A 24,239-nucleotide genomic window follows, 5' to 3' on the forward strand; every position below is an offset into this window, starting at 1 on the left:
CACCTCTATTCCCTCTTAAGCATTAGTGCCCTCATATCGTCTAACTTTGATTTTATTGATCCATCAATAACATCATTGCCAACTCTTACATAAAGTCCACCTATTATACTTTTATCTATTTCATGATTTATAATTACAGTCTTGTTATACATTTTTTCTAATTTATTTTTAAGTTTAGAAGTTTGTTCATCTGTCATTTCTATAACACTCTTTACTTGTGCTATAACAATATTTTTCTTTTCTAAATTAATTTGTTCAAATTGATTTAGCTTTTCTCTTAAGTATAGAATTCTTCCTTTTTCAATAAGTATTAGTAAAAATGATAATAACTCTTCATCGATTTTTCCTTTGAATATATCGATAAATATTCTTTTCTTTTGTTTTGTGCTTATTTGTGGATATTCAATAACTGCTTTTAATTCTTTGTTATTGTCAATAATATCACAAATTTCTCTTAAGTCTTGAAGATACTCATCTACTTTATTCTTTTCTTCAGCTACCTTATATAAGGCTAAGGCATACCTACGATCTAAATATTCGTACATAGTTACATACCTACCTTGCTTATATACTCATCGATAAGTTCCTTATGCTTATTCATATCAATTGATTCTCCAAGCACTTTTTCTGAAATAGTCATTGCAAGATCAACAACTTGATTCTTTATATCATCCTCAGCCTTGCTTCTTTCTCTGTCTATTTCTACTTTAGATTTTTCAATGATAATACTTGCTTCTTTTCTAGCATCTTCAACTATTTCTTTGTAAATACTATCAGCCTTTGATTTGTATTGGCTAACAATAGTTTTACCTTCTTCTCTAGCTGATTTTATTTCTCTTTGATTTTGAAGCTTTAATACTCTTGCTTTTTCTAAATCTTCATCAGCTTTATTGATTGTATCTTCTATAAGATTTTTTCTATCTTTTAAAATTTTATTTACCCTATCGAAAGCAAAATGTTTAACAATCCAAAATAATATTAGTAAATTTACTAATGTAACTATCATTTGTGGAATGTTAATATTCATATTTATTTCCAAATTTAAAGCCTCCCTTCCAGGCTTATTAAAACCCTATTTCTTTTCATAGTATTTTTTAAAATTAGCTTATTCCAACAAATAATAAAATGAATGATATTAATAGTCCGTAAATTGCTGTTGTTTCTGCTAATGCACAACCAATGAAGTATGTTGACATAAGTTTACCACTTGCTTCTGGTTGTCTTGCGATACTCTTTAATAGGCTTGATGTTGCGTTACCTATACCTACTCCTGCACCTAATGCTGCTATAACAGCAAGTCCTGCACCTACTGCACGCATTCCTACTATAAATTCTGCTCCAGTCATAAATAATTCCTCCTTAAACTACTTAAAAGTTTTTCTTTTTCTTTTTGACTAAATTTTGATTACTCTTCAGCTGTCATCTTAATATAAATCATAGTTAAGATTGTAAAGATGAATGTTTGAAGTAATCCATCGAATAAATCGAAGTATGCCATAAATGGCACTGGGATAGCAAATTGAGCAAACCATGTAAAATTACCTAATGCTTTTAGAAGTAATTCTATAATTACAGTTGCAACTGTGATATTACCAAAAAGTCTGAAACTTAATGTTACTGGTAACATTATTCTTTCTAATATGTTTATTGGTAATAATGCAGCACTTGGGCTTGCATATCCCTTTAAATATCCTAATCCACCATTCTTTATAATTGAATTTATTTGAACCATAAAGAAGGTTGTTAAAGATAACACTAATGCAACACTGTAGTTTGCAGTTGGTGGTGTAAGTCCTATAAGGTCTGTTACGTTCATAAAGAATAAGAATAATGCTAATGATCCGATATATGCTGCAAATCCAGTATACTGATCACCCATAGTGTTTTTAACCCAGTTACTGATACCTTCAACGAAGATCTCAATAATAGATTGACTCTTTTTCTTAGGTACAACTGAAAGGTTTCTTGTTAATAATAATATTACAATAGTAATTAAAATCATTATTCCCCATTGTTGTAATGCAATAGAACCAACATCCTTGATTAATGCTTCCACTCAATCACTTCCTTTCTTCATATTTAATTGCCATAAAAAGAGAAATGAAGTTGGACATATAACCTATGATGTAAACTATTATGTTATATTGGTTTTGCAATAATAACAATCCCACTACAGCGATTAATATTATTCTCATTACAAAACTAACCATAATCATCATACTTTTGAATCCAATTTCACTTTTAACAACTTTCTCAGTAACTGTTCCACTTATTATAAAGTTTGTAACACTAATTACTGATCCTAATACAAAAGGTAAACAATATTCTGTGTTTAACAAATATGCAATTATAAGACCAGCAGTTAAAATTATTCCGCTACTTTTAAAAGTCTGTTTTAGTATTCCATTTAAATCTCCAACCATAATTTACCCCCTTGGCAATTATCTTAATTATAGTTTATATATTTTACTCGCCAAAACCTTAAATTTAAGCAAAACATTAGATTTATGTTTTTTATGCATAATTATTAAATAAATACATCAATTTACTACTAGTACCTTTATTTTTATACGTTTTTTATATTTAACGAATTAAATAATTAGTATTTATTCACTTGATAGAATTTTCTGAATTCTTTGCTTTACAATTTTTTTTTACTATTTTTAATGTATTTATATTCTTTTTTAATATATTTATATCTATTTCTTATTTTTAATAGTTTTTTTATTTATATGTAAGTAATTGAAATTTATGTTGTCAGACCAACTTTGAATTAGACAACTTTACTTTATTCAAAGCATTATCATATTATTAATATTATTCATACTTTATTCATTAATATATCCCTTATTTTTTAAATAATCTTGTAGATTTTTAAATTTTATTATATTCTTTATATTTTTTTAATGTTTACACTAATTTTAATTAAATATATTACTTTTATATTATATTTTTGGTACAAATAAATTTTATGTATTTTATTTATTTATTATACATGTTAAATTTAACACTAATTTATATACTTTCAATTATATACTTTTATTTTTAAATAGCTATAGTTATTTTGTAAACGTTTGTTGCAATTTTACCATATAAAAAAAATATTGTATAATAGCAGATTTTTTATATAGCAAAAAAAGATATACTTCTAACGAAGTATATCTTTTCTATATATAATATATGATTATCTTTCAACTATAAGAGCAGTTCCCATTCCGCCGCCTATGCAAAGTGTTGCTAAACCTTTTTTAGCGTCTCTCTTTTGCATTTCATATAATAATGTAACTAAAATTCTAGCTCCTGAAGCTCCTACTGGGTGTCCAAGTGCAATAGCTCCACCATTTACATTAACTTTTTCCATATCGAATTTTAAATCTTTAGCTACAGCTAAGCTTTGTGCAGCGAAAGCTTCGTTTGCTTCTATAAGGTCCATATCATCAACTGTTAATCCAGTTCCTTCTAAAGCTTTCTTAGTTGCATGGAATGGTCCATATCCCATTATTGCTGGATCTAATCCTTTTGAACCGTATGAAAGGATTTTAGCCATTGGTTTTAATCCTAAGCTTTCAGCTTTTTCTGCGCTCATTACTACAAATGCAGCAGCTCCATCATTTATACCTGAAGCATTACCAGCTGTTACAGTACCATCTTTAATGAATGCTGGTCTTAATTTTGATAATCCTTCTATTGTTGAACCGAATCTTGGGAATTCATCAGTATCAAATACTACTGGTTCTCCCTTTCTTTGTGGAATTACTACTGGAACTATTTCGTCTTTGAATCTTCCTTCTTTTACTGCTTTTTCAGCTTTTAATTGTGATTGAAGAGCAAATTGGTCTTGTTCTTCTCTTGTTAAGTTCCACTCTTTAGCTATGTTTTCAGCTGTTACTCCCATGTGGTAATTGTTGAAGGCGTCCCATAATGAATCGTTGATCATTGCATCAACCATTTTTCCGTCTCCCATTCTTTGACCCCATCTAGCAGTTTTTAAAAGGTATGGTGCTTGTGACATACTTTCCATTCCACCTGCTACAATTATATCAGCATCTCCAGCTTTTATCATTTGAGCAGCTAAAGCAACTGTTCTTAAACCTGAACCACAAACTTTATTAATTGTCATAGCTGGTACTTCTTCTGGTAATCCAGCTTTTATTGTTGCTTGTCTTGCAACATTTTGGCCAAGACCTGCTTGAATAACATTACCCATTAAAACTTCTTCTACCATTTCTGGCTTAATGCCAGCTCTCTTAACAGCTTCTTCTATAACTGTTGCTCCTAAATCTACTGCAGGAACGTTCTTTAAAGAACCTCCAAAAGAACCTATAGCAGTTCTTACTGCACTTACTATTACTACTTCTTTCATGAAATAAAACCTCCCGTATATATAATTAACAAATTCTTTATCTTTGTTAAAGTCTTAACATACTTTTATTATAGCATTACTGCCAAAATAATCAATAGTTTTTTGTTAAAATTTAAACAATTATTTTTTATATAATTATATTTCCCAAAAATCTTTATTTTATATTATAATTAAGTAAATAATTAAATTATTATGTAAAAAAGGAGTTTTCAGTATGAAAAGAACTGATTTTATATCTTGGGATGAATACTTTATGGGATTAGCTTTATTATCTGCTAAACGTAGTAAAGATCCAAGTACTCAAGTAGGTGCATGTATTGTAAGTCCTACTAACAGAGTACTTTCTGTTGGTTATAACGGATTTGCATTTGGCTGTTCTGATGATGATTATTCATGGGAAAGAGAAGGAGAATTTTTAGAAACTAAATATCCTTACGTAGTACATGCTGAATTAAATGCAATACTTAATAACAGAGGTGTTTCTTTAGAAAATGCTAAACTTTATGTAGCATTATTTCCCTGTAATGAATGTGCAAAAGCTATAATTCAATGTGGAATAAAAGAAGTTATATACTTAAGTAATAAATATGCTGATACTGATATTGTAAAAGCTTCAAAGAGAATGTTTGAATCTGCTGGAGTTAAACTTACTCAATTAAAACCATCTGTAGATAAAATTGAATTATCATTTGACGTAAATAATATATAATTTCTTTAATAAAAAAAATAAAAGCTCCCTTAAATAAGGAGCTTTTATTATATATTAAAATTATTTTGTTCCAAATAATCTATCTCCAGCATCTCCAAGACCTGGCATTATATATCCATTTTCATTTAATTTTTCATCTATTTCAGCAACGAATATATCAACATCTGGATGTGCATCTTTTACTGCTTTTATTCCTTCTGGTGATGAGATTAAGCACATAAGTTTTAAGTACTTAGCTCCTCTGTTTTTAAGCATAGTTAATGCATCTACAGCTGATCCACCAGTAGCAAGCATTGGATCTACAACAATAATTTCTCTTTCAGCTATATCTTGAGGTAACTTACAGAAATATTCAACTGGTTGTAGCGTTTCTTCATCTCTATATAGACCTATATGACCAACCTTAGCTGCTGGTATTAATTTTAAAACACCATCTACCATTCCAAGACCTGCTCTTAGTATTGGTACTATCGCTAGTTTCTTTCCAGCTAACACTTTACATCTTGTCTTACATACTGGTGTTTCTATTTCAACACTTTCAGTTGGAAGGTTTCTTGTAACTTCATATGCCATTAACATTGAAACTTCTGATACTAATTCTCTAAAGTCCTTTGAACCTGTATTCTTGCTTCTTATAAAAGCTAATTTGTGTAATATTAATGGGTGATTGATTTCTGTAACTTTACTCATTTTTTATTCCTCCAATTTATTTATTATATTTTTTTTCTATTTCTGAAATTTTATCTATTCTATTTTGGTGTCTTCCACCTTCAAATTCAGAATTTAAGAATGTTTTAACTATATCAATTGCAAGACCTGGTCCTACAACTCTTTCTCCTAATGCAAGTATGTTTGCATTATTGTGTTCTCTAGTTGCATGTGCACTAAATGTATCACTACATAAAGCTGCTCTTATTCCTGGAACTTTGTTTGCTGACATACTAATTCCTATTCCAGTTCCACAAACTAATATACCAAAATCGAATTCTTTATTAGCGACTGCTTCTGCTACCTTTTCTGCATATTCTGGATAATCACATGATTCCGTAGTATATGTACCGAAATCTTTTATTTCATATCCATTTTCTTTTAAATATGAAATTATTTCATTCTTTAGCTTAAATCCACCATGGTCTGAACCTAATGCTATCTTCATAACGCCACCTCCAAATATAATAATTAATTGATTTTAATTTATAAAAAAAGAAAGTAGTAGCATGTAATAAAAATATTACACACTTCCATCTTTCTTTAATTTAGCTAATAATAAGGATACTATACCTTCTAATTCTTTATAAATATTATTGTAAACAGAAATTGTGCTGCCATAAGGGTCAGTTACTTCCCCTTTAACGCCAGCATATTCACACAATGAGAATACTTTCTCTTTATATTTTGGATAATTTTCTCTTATAAAATTTTTACCAAAGTCAGTCATAGTTAAAACAATATCTGATCTATCTATCAAATTTTCGTTTAATTGGATAGCTTCTTTATATTTTACATCTATATTTAATTCTTTCTTTAATAGCTCTGCTGAATTTTCGGACACAAAGCTACCTGGAACTATTGTAATTCCAGCTGATTTTGCCACAAATCTTGGATCAGTATTTAATTTATTAAATATTTCCTCTGCCATTGGGCTTCTACATGTATTTGCTGTACATACGAAAAGCACCTTCATAAAAAAACCTCCAAACAATTATACATCTATAATATCGTAACCTGCTGCTTTGTTTAATCTATTCATTATCGCAACTCCAATACCTTCTTCATTAAATGCTTCAGCAAGTATTATGTCTACTCCTAAATCATTAAATTCTCTAAGGGCATTGAATAAATTTGATGCAATTTCTTCTAAGTTATTTTCTTCTCCTAAAATAACAACTTTTCCATTTGGATATTTGCTGCTATTTTCCTTCGTAGTTAATATTCCTACGCTTTTTTCTTCATCTATATAATTTTGTACCATTTCGTTAATTTTTTCAATAGTTTTTTTGTTATTTCCTCTTATAATTTTTAATTTTGCATTAGGAGCATAATGTCTATACTTCATTCCTGGTGCTTTAGGCTTAAATTCTTTAGAATTGTTTAATAATCCCTTGTCAATTTCAATATTTTCATCAACTTCTCTAAGCATTTCTAAAGTTATTCCACCTGGTCTTAAAACCATAGGAGGATATACTGTACAATCTACTATTGTTGATTCTAAACCAACTTCACTAATTTCTCCACCTAATATATAATCGACTCTTCCTTTTAAGTCTTCAACACATCTTTCTATATTAGTAGGACTTGGTCTTCCACTTATATTAGCAGATGGTGCTGCTATTGGAACACCTGATTCTTTTATAAGTTCCATAGCTATTTTATTAGATGGCATTCTAATTCCTATTGTATCTAAGTTTGCACTAGTTTCCATAGGTATTATATTTCTTTTTTCTAATATTAAAGTTAATGGACCTGGCCAAAACTTATCAATAAGTTTATTTGCTACATCCGGTATATTTTTCACATACTCATCAATATTTTTTGATGCAACATGTACTATTAATGGATTATCCTGTGGTCTTCCTTTTGCTACAAATATTTTTTTAACACACTCTTCTTTTAATGCATTTGCGCCTAGACCATATACTGTTTCTGTTGGAAATGCAACAACTCCACCATTTTTTATGACTTCTGCCGCTTCTTTTATACATTCTTTAATATTATCCTCATTTGTAATAGCAATTTTTGTTTCCAAGGCTATATCCTTCTTTCCTAATTTAAAGTTTGCCCTCTGGCAATTTTTATATTTTCAACACAGTTTTCTGTATAATGTGCTTTAACGCAATATGTAAATATCTCATTTAGTAATGGATATTTTTTAAGTCCACCTTTTTTTATTATTTGGAAATAATAAATTTCTTCTTCTTCTATCCTTTTTATTCTTGTATATTCTTCGTTTATTTCAGGATATCTTTTTAAGAAAGCTTTAGTCACAGGCTTCATCCCCCTGTTTCTAATTCTTCCTTTACTAACTAATATTATTCTCATGTCATCTTCCATACCCTCTGCATGAACAATGACAATTTTATCGCAAATTATTAGACATCCTCTATTAAATAACCCACTTACAAATCTTAACTTATTATTTTTATATTTGAATTCTAGTTTAGTACTATCCCACTTCTTTAAAATAGCAAGTAATATTAAACATTCTAAAACTAATAAATATATTATAAAGAAATTATTTATTATACTAGTTAGCCATAATACTGTTGGTAAGAATATTGCTAGGGTTATCATTAATATATAGAATCTTTTTATTGATTTTTTTTCTTTTTTTAATGCTTTATAAATATCCATAATTACCCCTTTATATATTCTAAAAGCCTTACATTTTTAATGCAAGGCTTTTTTAAAATTAAATTACATTTCTTCTGTATTTCCCATTTGCTTCATTTTTTCAGCTTGGTCAGCAGTTATAAGAGCATTTATAACTTCATCTATATCTCCATCTAAGAATGACTCTAATTTGTAAAGAGTTAATCCTATTCTGTGATCAGTTACTCTACCTTGTGGGTAGTTATATGTTCTTATTCTTTCACTTCTATCTCCAGTACCAACTTGAGATTTTCTATCTTCAGCTATTCCAGCTGCTCTTTCAGCTTCTGCTAATTCAAATAATCTTGCTCTTAAGACTTTCATAGCTTTTTCTTTGTTCTTAAGCTGTGATTTTTCATCTTGACATGAAATAACTATTCCAGTTGGAAGGTGAGTAAGTCTTACGGCTGAGTCTGTTGTATTAACGCATTGTCCTCCATTACCTGAAGCTCTGAATACATCAAACTTAATATCCTTGTCATTTATTTCTACTTCTACATCATCAACTTCCGGTAAAACTGCAACTGTTGCTGTTGAAGTATGAATTCTACCACTTGATTCTGTATCTGGAACTCTTTGAACTCTATGAACTCCACTTTCGTATTTAAGCTTTGAATAAGCTCCGTTACCCTTAATCATAAATACAGCTTCTTTAAATCCACCTATTCCAGTTTCATTTGTACTCATAAGTTCAACTGTCCATCTATTATTTTCAGCATATCTTGTATACATTCTGAAAAGATTTGCTGCAAATAGTGCTGCTTCTTCTCCACCTGCACCTGCTCTGATTTCAACAAATACGTTCTTATCATCATTAGGGTCTTTTGGTAATAATAATATTTGTATTTGAGTTTCTAATTCTGCTTCTCTTTCTTTTAAAGAATTTATTTCTTCATGAAGCATTTCTTTCATTTCTTTATCTGATTCAAGTTCAAGCATTTCTTTGTTATCTTGTAAATCTTCAATAACTTTTTTGTATTCTTTGTAAGCTGCTACTATAACTTCTAGATCAGCGTGTTCTTTACATAGCTTTCTCCATTCATTTTGGTTAGCCATAATTGAAGGATCACTAATCTTTACTGATAATTCATCATATTTATTTTCTATGAATGCTAATTTATCTAATAACATTTTATCACTCCGTACTATCTAATTTCATATTTAAGTATTATATCACATATTATCTTTCTTTTTCAACAATCCTTAAATTTCCTATAACAACCCTATCAAGTCCCGCTAAATCTTTTATTACCTTAACACTCTCGAAGTTGTTATCTTCCATAAGTTTTTTAACCTCTTCTCCTTGATCATATCCAATTTCAAAGGCTAATATACCTTTTCCTTTAAGGACTTCTTTACTTTCTGAAACTATTCTTCTATAGAATATAAGACCATCATCTCCACCACTTAGTGCTGTATGTGGCTCATAATCTTTTACATCATCCATTAAAGTTTTAATTTCTTCTTCCTTTATATATGGAGGATTTGAAACAACTATATCATATTTCTTTCCTAAATTTATTGCTTCCTTTAATAAATCACTTTTTATGAAAGTCATTCTATCTTCTAAGTTGCATTTTTCTATATTTTTTAAAGTAACCTTCTCAGGTGTTTCAAAGTAATCAATAGAATCTACATTTATATGTTTTCTAAAATCACAAAGTGCTATCCCAATAGCTCCACTTCCTGAGCAAAGATCGCATACATTTAAACTTTCATCTTCATTTATATGTTTAAGTACTTCTTCTACTAATACTTCCGTATCTCCCCTAGGAATTAAAACACCTTTTTCAACATAAAGTTCTATTCCCATAAATTCAACTGAATGTGTAATATATTTTATTGGCATCTTATTTTTTCTATCTTCTATTAATTGTAGATATTTTTTCTTATCATCATTACTTACTTTTTCATCTCCATGAGTTAATAAGTAAACTCTATCTTTTCCTATTACATGTTCTAATAAAATTGTAGCATCTAATCTTGCTGTATCTATATTAACTTCTTTAAGTGTCTTTGTTCCAATTTCTAAAAGTTTATCTATTGCCATTTTTTCCTCCGGTAAACCTTCTGCTGCTCTAAGGGCTGCTATTGCAACTTCTATTTGTGAATCATCTGGCTCTTTTGTTGTTAATTCTTGAAGTTTTAGTCCTGGAGCTGCAATTATTTTTGATATTTTACTATCTGATTTTCCAAGCCATTTTATAAGTTCATATGTTATACCTGATATTACAGGAATTAATATTATCCTTATTAAAAATCTTTCTAAAAAACTTCCCCATCCTGTGAATGCAAATACAATTATACTTACAAACATTATTAAAAATAAGAAGTTAGTCCCACATCTTGGATGAAATCTACTATGCTTTTTAACATTACTAACCGTTAATTCTTCTTCACTTTCATAACAGAAGATTGTCTTATGTTCTGCACCATGATATTGGAATAATCTATAAATATCTTCAAGTTTACTTATTATAACCATATATAATAGTAATATTGATATTCTTATAAAAGCTTCTATAATATTTAAAACTATATCCGATGCTCCAATATTCTTAAATAATGAAGCTACTCCAGTTGGTACTGCAATAAATAAAAATGCTGATATTATAAATGAAACAATCATAGTAAAACCTATGATTACATCATTACTTTTTTCACCAAACTTACTTCTAATCCAATCTTCAAAGGCAGATGGTTCTGTATCTTCAAAAAATGAAGCTGAATAATTAAGTGATTTTATTCCTTGAACCATTGAATCTATAAGTACTAAAAATCCTCTTATTAATGGTATATTATATATACTTTTCTTCTTAGTAATTGGTATAGTTCTTTTTACATCTATAGCAATATCTCCATTTTCTTTTCTAATTGCTGTCGCTATACCTTTAGAACCTCTCATCATTACGCCTTCAATGACGGCTTGACCTCCAACATCACGTTTCTTCAATATATACCCCACCCTTATTTTTTATTTTTGTATTTAAAGTAACACTCTCCACATAATGATTCGTATGTTACATTTCCCATATTATCTATTGCAACTTGCTCTCCTTCAAATACAAACTCATCGTTTATCTTTCTTGCATTTAATATTGCTTTATTTCCACATTTACATATAGTTTTCATTTCTTCTATACTATGTGCAATTAAAAGAAGTCTTTCGCTTCCTTCAAATCCATTCATTCTAAAATCAGTTCTTAGTCCATAACATATTATAGGTACATCTAATGTTACTGCTATTTCAAATAAATCATCAACTTGTTCTTTCTTTAAAAATTGAACTTCATCTACCAATATACAATCAAGCTTTCCATACTCTTTTATATTTTCATTAACTGTTTTGTATATATTTTCATTTTTTTCAACTAATATATCAACTTCCCTAACAACTCCTAGTCTTGAAACAAGCTTGTTTCCACCCTTCTTATCTGTAGATGGTTTTAGTAATAAGACTCTCATACCTCTCTCTTCATAGTTATGCGCCACTTGCATTAAATGCGTTGATTTTCCTGAGTTCATAGCCCCATATCTAAAATATAATTTGCTCAAATTGTCCCTCTCCTTTTTATCATTTAGCTATTACGATTATAGCATTTAAACTCATTTATAAAAAGTTTTTTTTAAGTTTGTCCATTGTTGACTCACTATATTTCATATGATATACTTTAGTAGTTATTTATTGTAGAGATACAATAAAATTTACGTTAAAAGAGGTGAAAAACATGAGACAAGGCATACATCCAGAATACCACCACGATGCAGTGGTTAAGTGTGCATGTGGAAATACTTTTACAACTGGTTCAGTTAAAGAAGAACTTAAAGTAGAAATATGCTCTAAATGCCACCCATTCTTCACTGGTAAGCAAAAAATCGTTGACGTTGGAGGAAGAGTTGACAAGTTCAACAAGAAATTCAACCTTAAGTAAGAAATTTAGGGAAAGACATTTACGTCTTTCCCATTTTCTTTTACTTATTTTAATTAAGTGAAATTAATGTTACTATATTTATATAAATTAAAAAAATTATGAAGCGAGTGAATTTAATGAAAAAGGTTCTTATATTAACCACTTCAACAGGCTTAGGCCATAATCAAGCGGCAAAATCACTTATTGATGTATTTGAAAAAAATGATTATAAATGCATTAAGTATGATTTCTTAGATAATTGCAGTAAACTTTTAAATGATTTTTTAGTTGCTGGATATGAAGTTTCAGCTATGAAGTTTCCAAAGGTTTATGGACTTTTCTATAAACTGACTAATATACCAATTATAAATGCTTTATCTATGACTATTTTTTTATTAGTGAAAAAAAGGCTTAAAAATTTAATAGACAAAGAACAGCCAGATCTAATAATAAGTACTCACCCCCTTAGTGTTAGTGTAATGAATAGTATAAAAAAGGATGGATTAAAAACTCCTTACTTTGTTGTTACAACTGACTTTAAGGCTCACTACACATACATAGGGAAAAAAGTAGATGCTTATATAACAGGCAGTGAATACACTAAGCAATCATTAATCGCAAAAGGAATAAAAGAAGATATTATATTCCCTTATGGTATACCTATAAAGGAGTCTTTCTTTGAACGCGATGAAAATATTCCACATATTAAAACACAAGATTACTTTAATATATTGCTTATGAGCGGTAGTATGGGACTTGAAGATATATCTTATGTTTTAGAGGAACTTTTAAAAAATAAAAACAAACTTAGAATTACTGTAGTTTGTGGAAATAATAAATCTTTAAAAAATAATTTAATGGAACGTTGTAATCATGAATTCCCAAATAAAAAATTACATATATTAGGTTTTTCAAATGACATAGCGTCTTTCATGGAATACTCAGATGTTATTATTTCAAAACCAGGTGGTCTTACAGTTACAGAATCAATTGCTAAGAATTTACCTTTAATAATTCCATTTGCAATTCCAGGACAGGAAAAAGAAAACACTGAATTTTTATCTAAAGAAGGTTATGCAATTTGTATTAATAATATGAAGGAAATCAATGATACTATTGATTCATTAATAGAAAATCCTGAAAAACTTAATTCTATGAGAAATAAATTAAAATCTTTAGCTTCAACTTATTCAATTTTATCAATAGTTGAATTAGCAGATAAGTTTTTAAAAAAAGACTAATGCAAAGTTAAAATAAACTTTGCACTAGTCTTTTTTATATTTCGCTTTTTTCAAACATTCTTATAAATTCTTCATTATTTTTTGTTTTTCCAAGCATTTTTATTAGATTTTCAGTTACTTTATCAGCATTTCCGTCTGTGTACATAACTTTTCTTATAGAATATGCAACTTCTCTTTCTTCATCACTTAAAAGTAAATCTTCTTTTCTTGTTCCTGATTTATATATATCAATTGCAGGGAATATTCTTCTTTCTTGAAGTTTTCTATCTAAATGAACTTCCATATTACCTGTTCCTTTAAATTCTTCAAATATCATATCATCCATTCTTGAACCAGTTTCAACTAAAGCTGTTGCAAGTATTGTTAAACTTCCACCTTCTTCAATATTTCTAGCTGCTCCAAAGAATTTTTTAGGCATTATTAATGATCCTGGATCTAAACCACCTGATAAAGTTCTTCCTGTTGGTGTTATTGTTAAGTTATAAGCTCTAGATAATCTTGTTAAACTATCTAAAAGTATAACAACATCTTGACCTTGCTCAACTCTTCTTTTTCCATGTTCTAAAATCATTTGAGCTACTCTTTCATGGTTTTGTGGCTCTTCATCAAACGTAGAATATACAACTTCTCCATTTATTGATCTTTGCATATCAGTTACTTCTTCTGGTCTTTCATCTATTAATAAAACTATTAATTTTACTTCTGGACAATTTTTTGAAATATTTTGAGCTAATTGTTTTAAGAGAGTTGTTTTACCTGCCTTTGGTGGTGCAACTATCATACCTCTTTGCCCTTTTCCAATTGGGCATATTATATCCATAAGTCTTGTTGATAAATCATTTTGTCCGTTACCTTCTAATCTAATTCTTTCTTTAGGATATATTGGAGTTAGTTTTTCAAATGGAATTCTTTTAACTGCATTTTCAGGATTTTCATCATTTACCTTTTCTAAATAGATTAAAGCCTTAAACTTTTCTCCTTCTTTTGGTTCTCTTACCTTACCTTCAAGCTTATCTCCTGTTGATAAATTAAATCTTCTTATTTGAGCTGGTGAAACATATACATCTTCGCTACTACTTAAACAGTTCTTTCCTCTTAAAAAGCCAAAGCTATTATTTTCTTGAATTTGTAATATTCCTGATATTGTTTCTGCTGAAGATAAATTTCTCTCACCTTGATTATTATTTCTATTTGAATTTTGATAATTATTTTGATTATTATAGCTAGTATTTGAACTATTATAATTATTATTTGGGTTATTGTAGTTATTATTTGAATTATTATAGCTGTTATTTTGATTATTATTGTAATTACTATAGTTATTATTTTCTCTAGTCTTTGGTGATATTTTTTCCTTTAAAATCACTCCATCTTTTTCTATAGCATTTACATTTTTATTTAATATCTCATCTATCAATTCACTTTTCTTATATTTTGATATGTTCTTTATTTCTAATTCTTTAGCAATTTCTTTAAGTTTTGCTAAAGTCATGCTTTCGTAAACTTCTTTTGTCAAAATGACACCTCCGTATTAATCAGACTTTATATAAACTAATATTTTCAAATTTAATTTGGAAATTGTTAAGGTAAGATTTTAAGACATTAACTTTAATTTTATTATCCTTCAATATTAATACTTTTGCAAGTTATATCAAATATTTATTTGAAAAAAATTGAAATAAAAGGTATCCCAAGTAAATTGAGATACCTCTTTAATTAATTTTCTTTTGTTTTTTCTGCTACTGCAGCTTCTATAAATCCAGCAAATAGTGGATGTGGTCTATTTGGTCTTGATTTTAATTCTGGATGGAATTGTGCTGCAACAAACCATGGATGATCTTCTATTTCAACTATTTCAACTAGTCTTCCATCTGGGCTTGTTCCTGCAATCGTCATTCCATTTTCTGTAATTTCTTTTTTGTATTCGTTGTTGAATTCATATCTATGTCTGTGTCTTTCATAGATAACTTCATCTTTGTAGCAATCATATGCTTTAGTTTCTTCATCTAACTTACATGGATAAACTCCAAGTCTCATTGTTCCACCTAAGTCTTCTATATCTTTTTGCTCTGGCATTATATCTATTACTGGATATTTAGTTTCAGGATTTAATTCTGAACTATGTGCACCTTCAAGTCCTAATACATTTCTAGCAAATTCTATTACTGCGCATTGCATTCCAAGACATATTCCAAGGAAAGGTACTTTGTTTTCTCTTGCCCATCTTATAGCATCAATTTTACCTTCTACTCCTCTATCTCCGAATCCACCTGGTACTAATACACCTTGAACTCCTTTTAATACTTCATTGACATCTTGGCTTTCTAATTCTTCTGAATTAACCCATTTTATGTTTACTTTAGTGTTATTTTTAAGTCCACCATGGCTTAATGCTTCAACAACTGATATATATGCATCGTGTAATTCTACATACTTACCAACTAAAGCAATTGTTACTTCATCTTTTAAGTTCTTTATTCTTTGAACCATGTCGATCCATTCGCTATTATCTATATCTTTACATCCAAGGTGTAACTTCTCACATACTAAGTTATCTAATCCTTCAGCATGTAACATTAAAGGAACTTCGTATAAGTGATCTGCATCAAGGTTTTGAATAACTGATCTTCCATCTATGTTACAGAATAATCCTATCTTATTCTTTATATCTTCTGATAATTCTTTTTCAGATCTACATACTATTATATCTGGTTGAATTCCTATAGTTCTTAATTCTTTAACTGAGTGTTGAGTTGGTTTAGTTTTAAGCTCTCCTGCTTTTCCAAGGTAAGGAACTAATGTTACGTGTATAAAGCAAACATTATCTCCACCAACTTCGCTTCTTACTTGTCTAATAGCTTCTAAGAATGGTTGTGATTCGATATCTCCAACTGTTCCACCAATTTCAGTTATAACAACATCTACGTCTCTTTCTTTAGCTGCTCTATAAACTTTATCTTTTATAGCATTTGTTATGTGAGGGATTACTTGAACTGTTCCTCCTAAGTATTCTCCTCTTCTTTCTTTTGATATAACTGACCAGTATATTCTACCAGTTGTTATATTACTATTTTGAGTTAAATTTTCATCAATGAATCTTTCATAGTGACCTAAGTCTAAATCTGTTTCTGCTCCATCGTCAGTTACGAAAACTTCTCCGTGTTGGTAAGGACTCATTGTACCTGGGTCAACATTTAAATATGGGTCAAATTTTTGTATTGATACTTTAAGACCTCTATTTTTTAGTAGTCTTCCAAGTGATGCCGCTGTAATACCTTTTCCTAATGCTGATACAACTCCGCCTGTTACGAAAATATACTTTGTTCTTTTGTTCATTATTAGCTCCTCCTATGAGAAAATTTTATTTTTAATTTCTATTTTAGTTGACACTTATTACTTTATGAAGTATAATTGATATTACCCCATAAATTTAATTTATGGGGTAGTGGTGGTTATCGCGTTTTCATTCAATAACATAGATACTATAGTACCACAATTATTTTTTAATATCTAGTCATATTTTATTCATTTTTTATTTACATCTAAATAATCTCGTCTATTTTCTTTTCTATCTCTAAATATTTGTCTCTAAAGTTTCTGTTTATGAGAAATTTTTCTTCTGCTTTTTCATAATTATAATTAATACTTCTTTTTGTTCTAACATTAAGTAATTCCTTTAATTCTTCCTCAGAACAACAATTATATTTCTTTAAAAATAAAACTAATAAATATTTTGATTCTCTTTTCTTAAGTATTTCAACAAGCTCATCATTTGATATGTGGTTAACTTCACAAATTTTGCTTATAATTTTGAAATATTTTTCTTCATTTATCATAAAAAAATTCCTCCTATAGCCTAAGTATCTCCAAACTATACTTTTTTAGACAAGGTAAATAAAAAAAGTGAAACAATACTTTTTAATATTTATTAAGTATCATTCCACTTAAATCTTAATTATGCTTTTATTTCTAGCTTTAATTCTGTTTTTATTGGTGGTTGACCTGCAACTTGCATATCATATTTTATTCTTACATTTCCACCATTCTCATTCATTTCAATATCTAATTCTCTAGTATTTACAGTTAATTCTAGCATTCCATAAGGTGTATTATATAAAGATACTGTTTGCTTATTTTTTTCAAAATGCATCTTTGTTGTTGTACTTCCTTCTCTCTCAAGAATTATGTAATCTTTTCCGATTTTAAGTTTAGTATCAGTACCTTGCATTCCTGAGATTTCTGTTTCCTTATAATTTGCAATAAATTCATCATTTTCTATAAGAAAATTACCTGGAGTAACAACTTCTATAAGTTCATTTTTTTCCATAGTAGCATTGCTAATTATTTTAATAATTGCTTTTTTCTCCAAAAAATCACCCCTTATTTACCTTGTATTATGTATTTATTAATTTCCTCTTCTGTTGCTGGTTTAACTTTTAAGATTCCACTAAATTTAGCCCCAAAGTTTCCATATGATATTTCAACTTCATCTAAATCTTTTCCCTTGCAATATCTTCCTGTTATCTTTGCAGCTAATTCTTTATCTTCTTCATTATACTTTCCAGTTATAATTCCCATAGCTCCATTGTGGCTTTTTGGATATAATATTATATCTTCTTTAGTTAATAAAGTCTTTACTATATCCCCCTCATCTTTAGTTCTAGTAACTATTATCTTGCATCCATTATCACTTACAAAATGTCTTCCATATCTTAATAATTCTATTTCCTTTGGTGTTGCATCACCATTTCTATCTAAAGATTCTTTAAGTCTCACTGAATAGTTTGGTTCAGTTAATCTACAACCTCCAGCAGGTGATGGATAATCTTTTATTCCCCACTTATCAGCAAGTTCCATTTGAACTTTTCTACTTCTACCTGATATGTTAAGTAATTTTTCTCTATCTACTAATCCGTCTTTTTCCATTTGAGTTTCATCTAGATTTTTAGCACATAAAGGTCTTAATATTTTTTCCTTAAATCCTGATTCTTTTGTTACTTTATTTAATGCTTGTCTATTTTGAGACATTGGTCTTTGATTTAATACTTCCCCTGTAATTATAAAGTCTGCATTAAATTTCTTTAAAAGTTCACCTGAATATCTCATCATCATAGCATGACAATCTATGCATGGGTTCATATTCTTTCCCCATCCATTCTTAGGATCTTTAACCATTTCAAAATGTTCTTTTGAAAAATCAACTACTTCTAATGGTATATCTATTTGTTTAGTCATTCTTTTCGCATTTTCTTCATTGAAAAAATATGATCTAAAACATATCCCTATTACCTCTATACCTTGATCCTTTATCAACTTTGCTGCTAATATACTATCTAATCCGCCTGAAATCATAGCTAGTGCTCTAGTCATTAAAATTTCCTCCTAAAATCAATTTATTTAAACTAAATTCTTAATTTCAAATTACGTTACAAATTATAGTTTAAAAGTCTTCTTTAGTTTTATCAAGTTAAAATTTATACTAATTATTAAAATGCATCTTTTAAAACTTCAACAATTTTAAATTTAAGCTCATACTCTTCATCAGTATTTTCTTGAGTTTCCTTAACTTTACTTACTTCATCCATCATTCTTTCAGTTTCATTGTAAGCAACCGAACCTTTAGTTACATCAACAAAGCATAATGGCGGAAACATAACGCACCACCAGTTTTGACCTGATGCATTACCTATTAGTATTCTATAAGCTTCATACTCTCCTTGTGGTAATACTATCTTTCCATACACCTTTTCAGGGAAATTTTCTCTTGATAATTCTGTTTGAACATTATAACTGTATCCATTATCTTTTACAACCTTTTTAGCTATATTAATTACCTTTTTATTGTTTTGTTTAATTATTTTTCTTGATTCCTCAATGCTTTTAGAATTTTTTAATAATGGTTCTAAATGCTTTATTACTTCATCTCTTACTTTAAGTTTTAACTCTTGATCTTCCTTACTGTCACTATTTGCAATTACATGAAATCTAATTAATTCATCCTTTACACTATCATAGTCATAAACTACTTCCTCATTATTACTATTTTCATTTAATTCACTACTTGTACATCCTGAAAGAAAAGTTAAACCTACAAAAATCATTAATATATAAATAAATTTTTTCATACTAAAAACCCCCTTAATAGTAATGATTATTACCATTTAAGAGAGTTTTATACATTTCTTTAAATTGTTCTTGTTATAAATACATCTTTGTACTTTTTCTTCATTGCTTCATAACACTTTTGAGCCTTTAGCATATCTTCAAAGAAAGCAAATACAGTTGGTCCGCTACCACTCATCATGCTGCCTAATGCACCATGTTCCATCATTGATTGCTTTATTCCAATTATCTCTTTATACTTTAAAAGAGTAACATTTTCAAGAAGATTTTTCATATTCTTAGCGACAAGTTTTATATTATCATTCTCCATATTTTTGATTAATGATTCTGTATTTGGATGGAATACAACTTTTGATAAATCAAATTCTTGATATACTCCTTTAGTTGATACTCCAAAAGGTGGCTTTACAAGAACTAATATCTTATCTTTGAAAGGTTTAAGTGGAGTTATTATTTCTCCAACACCCTCACAAAGTGCAGTCCCTCCATTTATACAATATGGTACATCCGCGCCTAGTTTTACACCAAGTTCCATAAGTTCTTTATCACTTAAGTTTTTATTAAATATTTTATTCATAAGTTTTAATACAGCAGCGCAGTCTGTACTCCCCCCTGCAAGACCTGCTGAAACAGGTATATTCTTATTAATCACTATTTTTACACCTGATTTTATATTAAACGTATCTATAAAAAGCTTTGCCGCCTTATAAGCTAAATTTCTCTCATCATTAGGTACATATGGTTTGTTACATGAAATACTTATACCTGAACTTATTTTCTCTACAGTTATTTCATCATATAAATCTATACCTTGCATTATCATTCTTAATAAATGATATCCGTCTTCCCTTTTTCCAATAACATCTAATGATATATTGATTTTAGCATATGCTTTTATTTTCATTATATTTCCCTTCCCTTTGTTAAAGTCATTTTAATATTTTATCATAGCATATTAAATTCTGTCTAATTTTATTGTAATATAAAATCTTCTCATATTTCCATCTTAAATCTATTAAAGTAATTATCAGTTTGTAAATTTTTAAAATAAAAAAGTCAGTCTATCCCTATACAGATTAGAACTGACTTTTTATCTTACATATTAACTATATTTTCATTCATTCCGTTATGACTTATATCTTTTATAACCTTTACTAAAGGTGCTAATTGTTCAAAAAACATAATTATTATATCACCTTTATTACTTATTTTTAACGCCTCTATAAGAGCTTCACTTTCATCTAATATTATTTTACACTCTTTTTCTTTATCTATTCCTTCTTTTATAAGATTACAAATCTCACCTTTTTCTCTTCCTCTTCTATCTTTATCTTCTTTTATTATAATCTTGTCTAAATTAGCACTACTAATCTTACCAATCTCTTTAGCCATATCATCACTTCTATCTCCAGGAATTCCAATAACACCTATCAAATTGTTATGATCCATTCCCTTTAACGCTTCAAATATAGCTCTATACCCATCAGTATTATGACCATAATCTAGTATAACTTTTCTTTCATTTACTTCATAAAGATTGAATCTTCCGGAATTATGGTTTGCATCTAACATAAATTTAGAAAAACCTCTAGCTATCATACAATAGTCTATTCCTATACCAACTAATGCTGCACATGCTGCTAAAGCATTTTCTACATTGAAAGATAATTTACCATCTAATGTTATTGGTACATCACTTAATTTAATAACATTATATTTTTTATTATTATTAACAACACAAATCATATCATCTTCTATAAAAACTGATATATTTCCATTATTAATGTTTTCTTTAATTAATTCATTATCCTTATATTTTGAAAAATAAATAGCATTTCCTTTAATTCTATCTATTATTTTTCTTGACCAAGGATCATCAACATTAATCACTGCATACCCCTCTGGTTTTACAGCCTCTATTATTAATGATTTTACAAAACTTAATTCTTCTAAATCATTTATATCATCTATACCTAAATGATCACCTGTTATATTAGTTATAACCCCAACATCCGCTAAGTCATAAGCTAATCCTTTTTTAATTATTCCACCTCTTGCCGTTTCTAAAACAGCTGTATCTACATCTTTATTTAACAATATAGCTTTTGCACTTTCATACCCCGTATCATCACCAATATCTATACATTCATCTCCTATATAAATCCCATCAGTAGATGTCATGCCTACAGTGTTCCCCATAAGTTTTAGTACGTAAGATATTAATCTCGTTGTTGTAGTCTTTCCATTAGTTCCTGTTATAGATATAACAGGAATATTTTTAACATTATCTTTATATAAATGTTTAACTATTTTTTCTCCAACATTACGAGCTTTTCCTTCTGATGGATGGTGATGCATTCTTATTCCAGGCGCTGCATTTATCTCCATGATAACACCTTGATCATAAAGGGGCTTATTAATAGTATTAGCTGTTATATCTACTCCACATATGTCTAATCCAATGGCCTTTGCAGCTCTTATACAAATCTTTTTATTTTCTTCACATATATCATCTGTACAATCTATAGCCTTTCCACCGGTAGATAAATTTGCATTATGTCTAAGTATTATCTTCTCATTAATACTCGGTATACTTTCTAGAGTATATCCACTTTCTTTTAATGTATTTTTCATTTCATCATCTATCTTTACTTTAGTTAAAGGTTTCTCGTGGTCATCCCCTCTTAACGGGTCAGTATTTAAAATAGATATAAGTTCTTCTATTGTGCTTTTTCCATCTCCATATACAGTTGGTGGAATTCTTAAAGAAGCTGCAACAACTTCATTATCTACGATACAAACTCTATAATCATTTCCTACTATATATTTTTCAATAATTATGTCTTTAAATTCTTTTATTAATTTGTTGTAAGCTTCAACCAATTCTTTATCATTTTTTATATTTAATATTACACCTTTACCTTGGTTTCCACACTGTGGTTTTAATACAACTGGATATCCAATGTATTCTGCTTCTTGTAATAAATCTATTACGTTACATACTTTTTCTCCATAGGCAACAGGTATACTTTGATTTTTAAGAAGTTGTTTTGTTAACATTTTATCGCAAGCAATATCTGCACCAATACAACTAGTATCACATCCTATTGTTGCTTCAATAATTTTTCCTTGCTTTCCATAACCTATTTGATAATATCCTGAGTTTTCAATTTCAAACACTGGCATTTTAAGTTCTTCTGCAGCGTTTTTTATTGCTTCCGTGCTAGGACCTATAGTCTCTTTACTTAATACTTCTTTTATTACTTTTATTCTCTCATCAAGATTGAATTTTTTCTGTGCTATTAATGAATTTATTATATCAACCGCTAATTTTCCTATCTCAATTGCTGTTTTCTCATATATATATTCATAAATTATATAATAATGATCCCCTTCGCACTCTCTAGCTTTTCCATAGGCAATATCAATACCTAGCATATTTTGAAGTCCAATTATCATATGCTCACATATATGTGCTAAGTATGTTCCTTCTCTTAATCTTATAGCAAAACCTCCAGGAACATCTATCCCACATCTATGTTCTTTTAATATAGGTAATAGTTCTAATAGTGTATCATTAAAATCTTCTATTTTATTACTTGGTGTTTCACAATATCCTTCAAGATCTACATCCATTCTGATACATCTTTTATGAGAATATATATTACGTCCCTTAAATATTCTCATTCCTGTTATCTTCATCTCTTAATACTTCCTCCTCAAAAGGTATCTTCTTAACTAAGTCAAATTTATTCCCTTCAATAAGCACATGTAATTTTACATTGAATATACTTAATGGTTTATCTCTATGCTGTTCTGAAACATTTGAATGAATTATTGAATTTCCATCTAATATGTATACAGCACCGCTTCCAATTACAGTTATAAGTTTTCTTTCATCTACAATTATTGCTGTATCTTCATCTATACCAATCCCTAAATTTTCTGGATTTTCAGCAACACCTGTTAATAATCTTCCTATTCTTCCTCTTTGTATAAAATGTTGATCTATTATTGCATTTCTTATAAGCCCTAGACCTGGAGACATATTTATACTATGTTTATTAGGAGATTCTTCATCATCGCCTTCAAGTATCATAGTACCACTCATAACGGATGCTCCTGCTGAAGTTCCAACTATTATTTTTCCTTCATACATTCCATCTATAAGTTTTTTATTAAGTGGGGTACCTCCTATTAAGCTTGTAATTTTAAGCTGGTCTCCCCCTGTAAAAAATATTAATTTAGCTTCCTTAACTAATTCTAAATTACTTTGTAAGTATGCTTCTTCTCTCTCTTCTATACTTAAAAACTTTAAATTCTTAACCCCAATATTATTAAAAACTTTTCTATATATATCTTCCATTTCGCCTTGTACTTCTGATGCTATAGTTGCAACTAAAAGTGTATCTTTATCTTTATTTATTAAATTACATACTTCGTTTAATATTTTCTTTCTGCCTTTTTTATCTTCAGCTCCCCCAATTACAACTAATTTATAATTTAATCTAGATTTCATAATA

Annotated in this window: 26 protein-coding genes; 3 read left to right on the top strand and 23 right to left on the bottom strand. The window is 28.8% G+C overall.

What is annotated here, in order from left to right; genetic code table 11:
* Positions 1-5: 5 nt before the first annotated feature.
* From ACZ5TJ_RS12750 to ACZ5TJ_RS12775, 6 genes are all read right to left on the bottom strand, one after another.
* Positions 6-545: a F0F1 ATP synthase subunit delta gene (locus ACZ5TJ_RS12750; RefSeq protein WP_464200228.1), complete on the bottom strand. Its 540-nt coding sequence runs from the start codon at positions 543-545 to the stop codon at positions 6-8.
* A 2-nt stretch (positions 546-547) separates the two neighbouring features.
* Positions 548-1,039 carry a F0F1 ATP synthase subunit B gene (locus ACZ5TJ_RS12755; RefSeq protein WP_052139499.1) on the bottom strand — a complete coding sequence of 164 codons (492 nt, stop codon included), beginning with the start codon at positions 1,037-1,039 and terminating at the stop codon, positions 548-550.
* 61 nt (positions 1,040-1,100) lie between these two features.
* Positions 1,101-1,346 (bottom strand): ATP synthase F0 subunit C, encoded by a 246-nt coding sequence (gene atpE, locus ACZ5TJ_RS12760; RefSeq protein ID WP_039313472.1) that lies wholly within the window; start codon positions 1,344-1,346, stop codon positions 1,101-1,103.
* 59 nt (positions 1,347-1,405) lie between these two features.
* On the bottom strand, positions 1,406-2,056 hold the full coding sequence (locus tag ACZ5TJ_RS12765) for a F0F1 ATP synthase subunit A (RefSeq protein ID WP_045723908.1): 651 nt from the start codon (positions 2,054-2,056) through the stop codon (positions 1,406-1,408).
* Between the two features lie 4 nt (positions 2,057-2,060).
* Positions 2,061-2,423 (bottom strand): ATP synthase subunit I, encoded by a 363-nt coding sequence (locus ACZ5TJ_RS12770; RefSeq protein WP_464200232.1) that lies wholly within the window; start codon positions 2,421-2,423, stop codon positions 2,061-2,063.
* A 761-nt stretch (positions 2,424-3,184) separates the two neighbouring features.
* Positions 3,185-4,363 (bottom strand): acetyl-CoA C-acetyltransferase, encoded by a 1,179-nt coding sequence (locus ACZ5TJ_RS12775; protein WP_464200234.1) that lies wholly within the window; start codon positions 4,361-4,363, stop codon positions 3,185-3,187.
* 214 nt (positions 4,364-4,577) lie between these two features.
* Here ACZ5TJ_RS12775 and ACZ5TJ_RS12780 point away from each other — a divergent pair, with 214 nt between their 5' ends.
* A complete protein-coding gene (locus ACZ5TJ_RS12780; protein WP_039313462.1) occupies positions 4,578-5,072 on the top strand; it encodes a deoxycytidylate deaminase in 495 nt (164 codons plus the stop codon).
* A 60-nt stretch (positions 5,073-5,132) separates the two neighbouring features.
* Here the strand turns inward: ACZ5TJ_RS12780 and upp are convergent, their stop codons facing one another.
* From upp to ACZ5TJ_RS12820, 8 genes are all read right to left on the bottom strand, one after another.
* On the bottom strand, positions 5,133-5,762 hold the full coding sequence (gene upp, locus ACZ5TJ_RS12785; protein ID WP_464200237.1) for a uracil phosphoribosyltransferase: 630 nt from the start codon (positions 5,760-5,762) through the stop codon (positions 5,133-5,135).
* Between the two features lie 16 nt (positions 5,763-5,778).
* The gene (gene rpiB / locus ACZ5TJ_RS12790) at positions 5,779-6,228 is read right to left on the bottom strand and encodes a ribose 5-phosphate isomerase B (protein WP_464200239.1); all 450 of its coding nucleotides are present in this window, start codon (positions 6,226-6,228) and stop codon (positions 5,779-5,781) included.
* A 75-nt stretch (positions 6,229-6,303) separates the two neighbouring features.
* Complete coding sequence (locus ACZ5TJ_RS12795) at positions 6,304-6,756, bottom strand: low molecular weight protein arginine phosphatase (RefSeq protein WP_464200241.1); 453 nt, start codon at positions 6,754-6,756, stop codon at positions 6,304-6,306.
* An 18-nt stretch (positions 6,757-6,774) separates the two neighbouring features.
* On the bottom strand, positions 6,775-7,818 hold the full coding sequence (locus tag ACZ5TJ_RS12800) for an L-threonylcarbamoyladenylate synthase (RefSeq protein ID WP_464200243.1): 1,044 nt from the start codon (positions 7,816-7,818) through the stop codon (positions 6,775-6,777).
* A 17-nt stretch (positions 7,819-7,835) separates the two neighbouring features.
* Complete coding sequence (locus tag ACZ5TJ_RS12805) at positions 7,836-8,423, bottom strand: hypothetical protein (protein ID WP_464200245.1); 588 nt, start codon at positions 8,421-8,423, stop codon at positions 7,836-7,838.
* A gap of 63 nt (positions 8,424-8,486) precedes the next feature.
* On the bottom strand, positions 8,487-9,572 hold the full coding sequence (gene prfA / locus ACZ5TJ_RS12810) for a peptide chain release factor 1 (protein ID WP_464200247.1): 1,086 nt from the start codon (positions 9,570-9,572) through the stop codon (positions 8,487-8,489).
* A 49-nt stretch (positions 9,573-9,621) separates the two neighbouring features.
* Positions 9,622-11,394: a peptide chain release factor N(5)-glutamine methyltransferase gene (gene prmC, locus ACZ5TJ_RS12815; RefSeq protein WP_464200249.1), complete on the bottom strand. Its 1,773-nt coding sequence runs from the start codon at positions 11,392-11,394 to the stop codon at positions 9,622-9,624.
* Positions 11,395-11,408: 14 nt separating this feature from the next.
* On the bottom strand, positions 11,409-11,996 hold the full coding sequence (locus tag ACZ5TJ_RS12820) for a thymidine kinase (RefSeq protein ID WP_464200251.1): 588 nt from the start codon (positions 11,994-11,996) through the stop codon (positions 11,409-11,411).
* Between the two features lie 173 nt (positions 11,997-12,169).
* Here ACZ5TJ_RS12820 and rpmE point away from each other — a divergent pair, with 173 nt between their 5' ends.
* Together rpmE and ACZ5TJ_RS12830 are read left to right on the top strand one after the other, a co-directional pair.
* Entirely contained in the window at positions 12,170-12,373 is a 204-nt protein-coding gene (rpmE, locus tag ACZ5TJ_RS12825; protein WP_039313436.1) for a 50S ribosomal protein L31, read from the top strand.
* A gap of 116 nt (positions 12,374-12,489) precedes the next feature.
* The gene (locus ACZ5TJ_RS12830; RefSeq protein WP_464200253.1) at positions 12,490-13,593 is read left to right on the top strand and encodes an MGDG synthase family glycosyltransferase; all 1,104 of its coding nucleotides are present in this window, start codon (positions 12,490-12,492) and stop codon (positions 13,591-13,593) included.
* A 34-nt stretch (positions 13,594-13,627) separates the two neighbouring features.
* Here the strand turns inward: ACZ5TJ_RS12830 and rho are convergent, their stop codons facing one another.
* The 9 genes from rho to ACZ5TJ_RS12875 form a co-directional block, all read right to left on the bottom strand.
* Positions 13,628-15,109, bottom strand: a complete 1,482-nt coding sequence (rho, locus tag ACZ5TJ_RS12835; RefSeq protein WP_464200254.1) for a transcription termination factor Rho — start codon at positions 15,107-15,109, stop codon at positions 13,628-13,630.
* A 200-nt stretch (positions 15,110-15,309) separates the two neighbouring features.
* Positions 15,310-16,929 (bottom strand): CTP synthase, encoded by a 1,620-nt coding sequence (locus ACZ5TJ_RS12840; protein ID WP_464200256.1) that lies wholly within the window; start codon positions 16,927-16,929, stop codon positions 15,310-15,312.
* 206 nt (positions 16,930-17,135) lie between these two features.
* On the bottom strand, positions 17,136-17,429 hold the full coding sequence (locus ACZ5TJ_RS12845) for a hypothetical protein (protein WP_039313424.1): 294 nt from the start codon (positions 17,427-17,429) through the stop codon (positions 17,136-17,138).
* Positions 17,430-17,548: 119 nt separating this feature from the next.
* Positions 17,549-17,962, bottom strand: a complete 414-nt coding sequence (locus ACZ5TJ_RS12850; protein WP_464200259.1) for a YwiB family protein — start codon at positions 17,960-17,962, stop codon at positions 17,549-17,551.
* A gap of 11 nt (positions 17,963-17,973) precedes the next feature.
* On the bottom strand, positions 17,974-18,963 hold the full coding sequence (locus ACZ5TJ_RS12855) for a tRNA 4-thiouridine(8) synthase ThiI (RefSeq protein WP_464200261.1): 990 nt from the start codon (positions 18,961-18,963) through the stop codon (positions 17,974-17,976).
* A 116-nt stretch (positions 18,964-19,079) separates the two neighbouring features.
* Positions 19,080-19,718, bottom strand: coding sequence for a stage II sporulation protein R (gene spoIIR, locus ACZ5TJ_RS12860; RefSeq protein ID WP_464200263.1), 639 nt, complete (start codon positions 19,716-19,718; stop codon positions 19,080-19,082).
* A 59-nt stretch (positions 19,719-19,777) separates the two neighbouring features.
* A complete protein-coding gene (gene ispE / locus ACZ5TJ_RS12865; protein WP_464200265.1) occupies positions 19,778-20,620 on the bottom strand; it encodes a 4-(cytidine 5'-diphospho)-2-C-methyl-D-erythritol kinase in 843 nt (280 codons plus the stop codon).
* Between the two features lie 191 nt (positions 20,621-20,811).
* The gene (gene cphA, locus ACZ5TJ_RS12870; RefSeq protein WP_464200267.1) at positions 20,812-23,418 is read right to left on the bottom strand and encodes a cyanophycin synthetase; all 2,607 of its coding nucleotides are present in this window, start codon (positions 23,416-23,418) and stop codon (positions 20,812-20,814) included.
* Positions 23,390-24,235 carry a cyanophycinase gene (locus tag ACZ5TJ_RS12875; protein WP_464200269.1) on the bottom strand — a complete coding sequence of 282 codons (846 nt, stop codon included), beginning with the start codon at positions 24,233-24,235 and terminating at the stop codon, positions 23,390-23,392. The genes cphA and ACZ5TJ_RS12875 overlap by 29 nt, the downstream gene beginning before the upstream one ends.
* Positions 24,236-24,239: the final 4 nt, after the last annotated feature.

It is taken from the genome of Clostridium budayi (genome assembly GCF_055396605.1).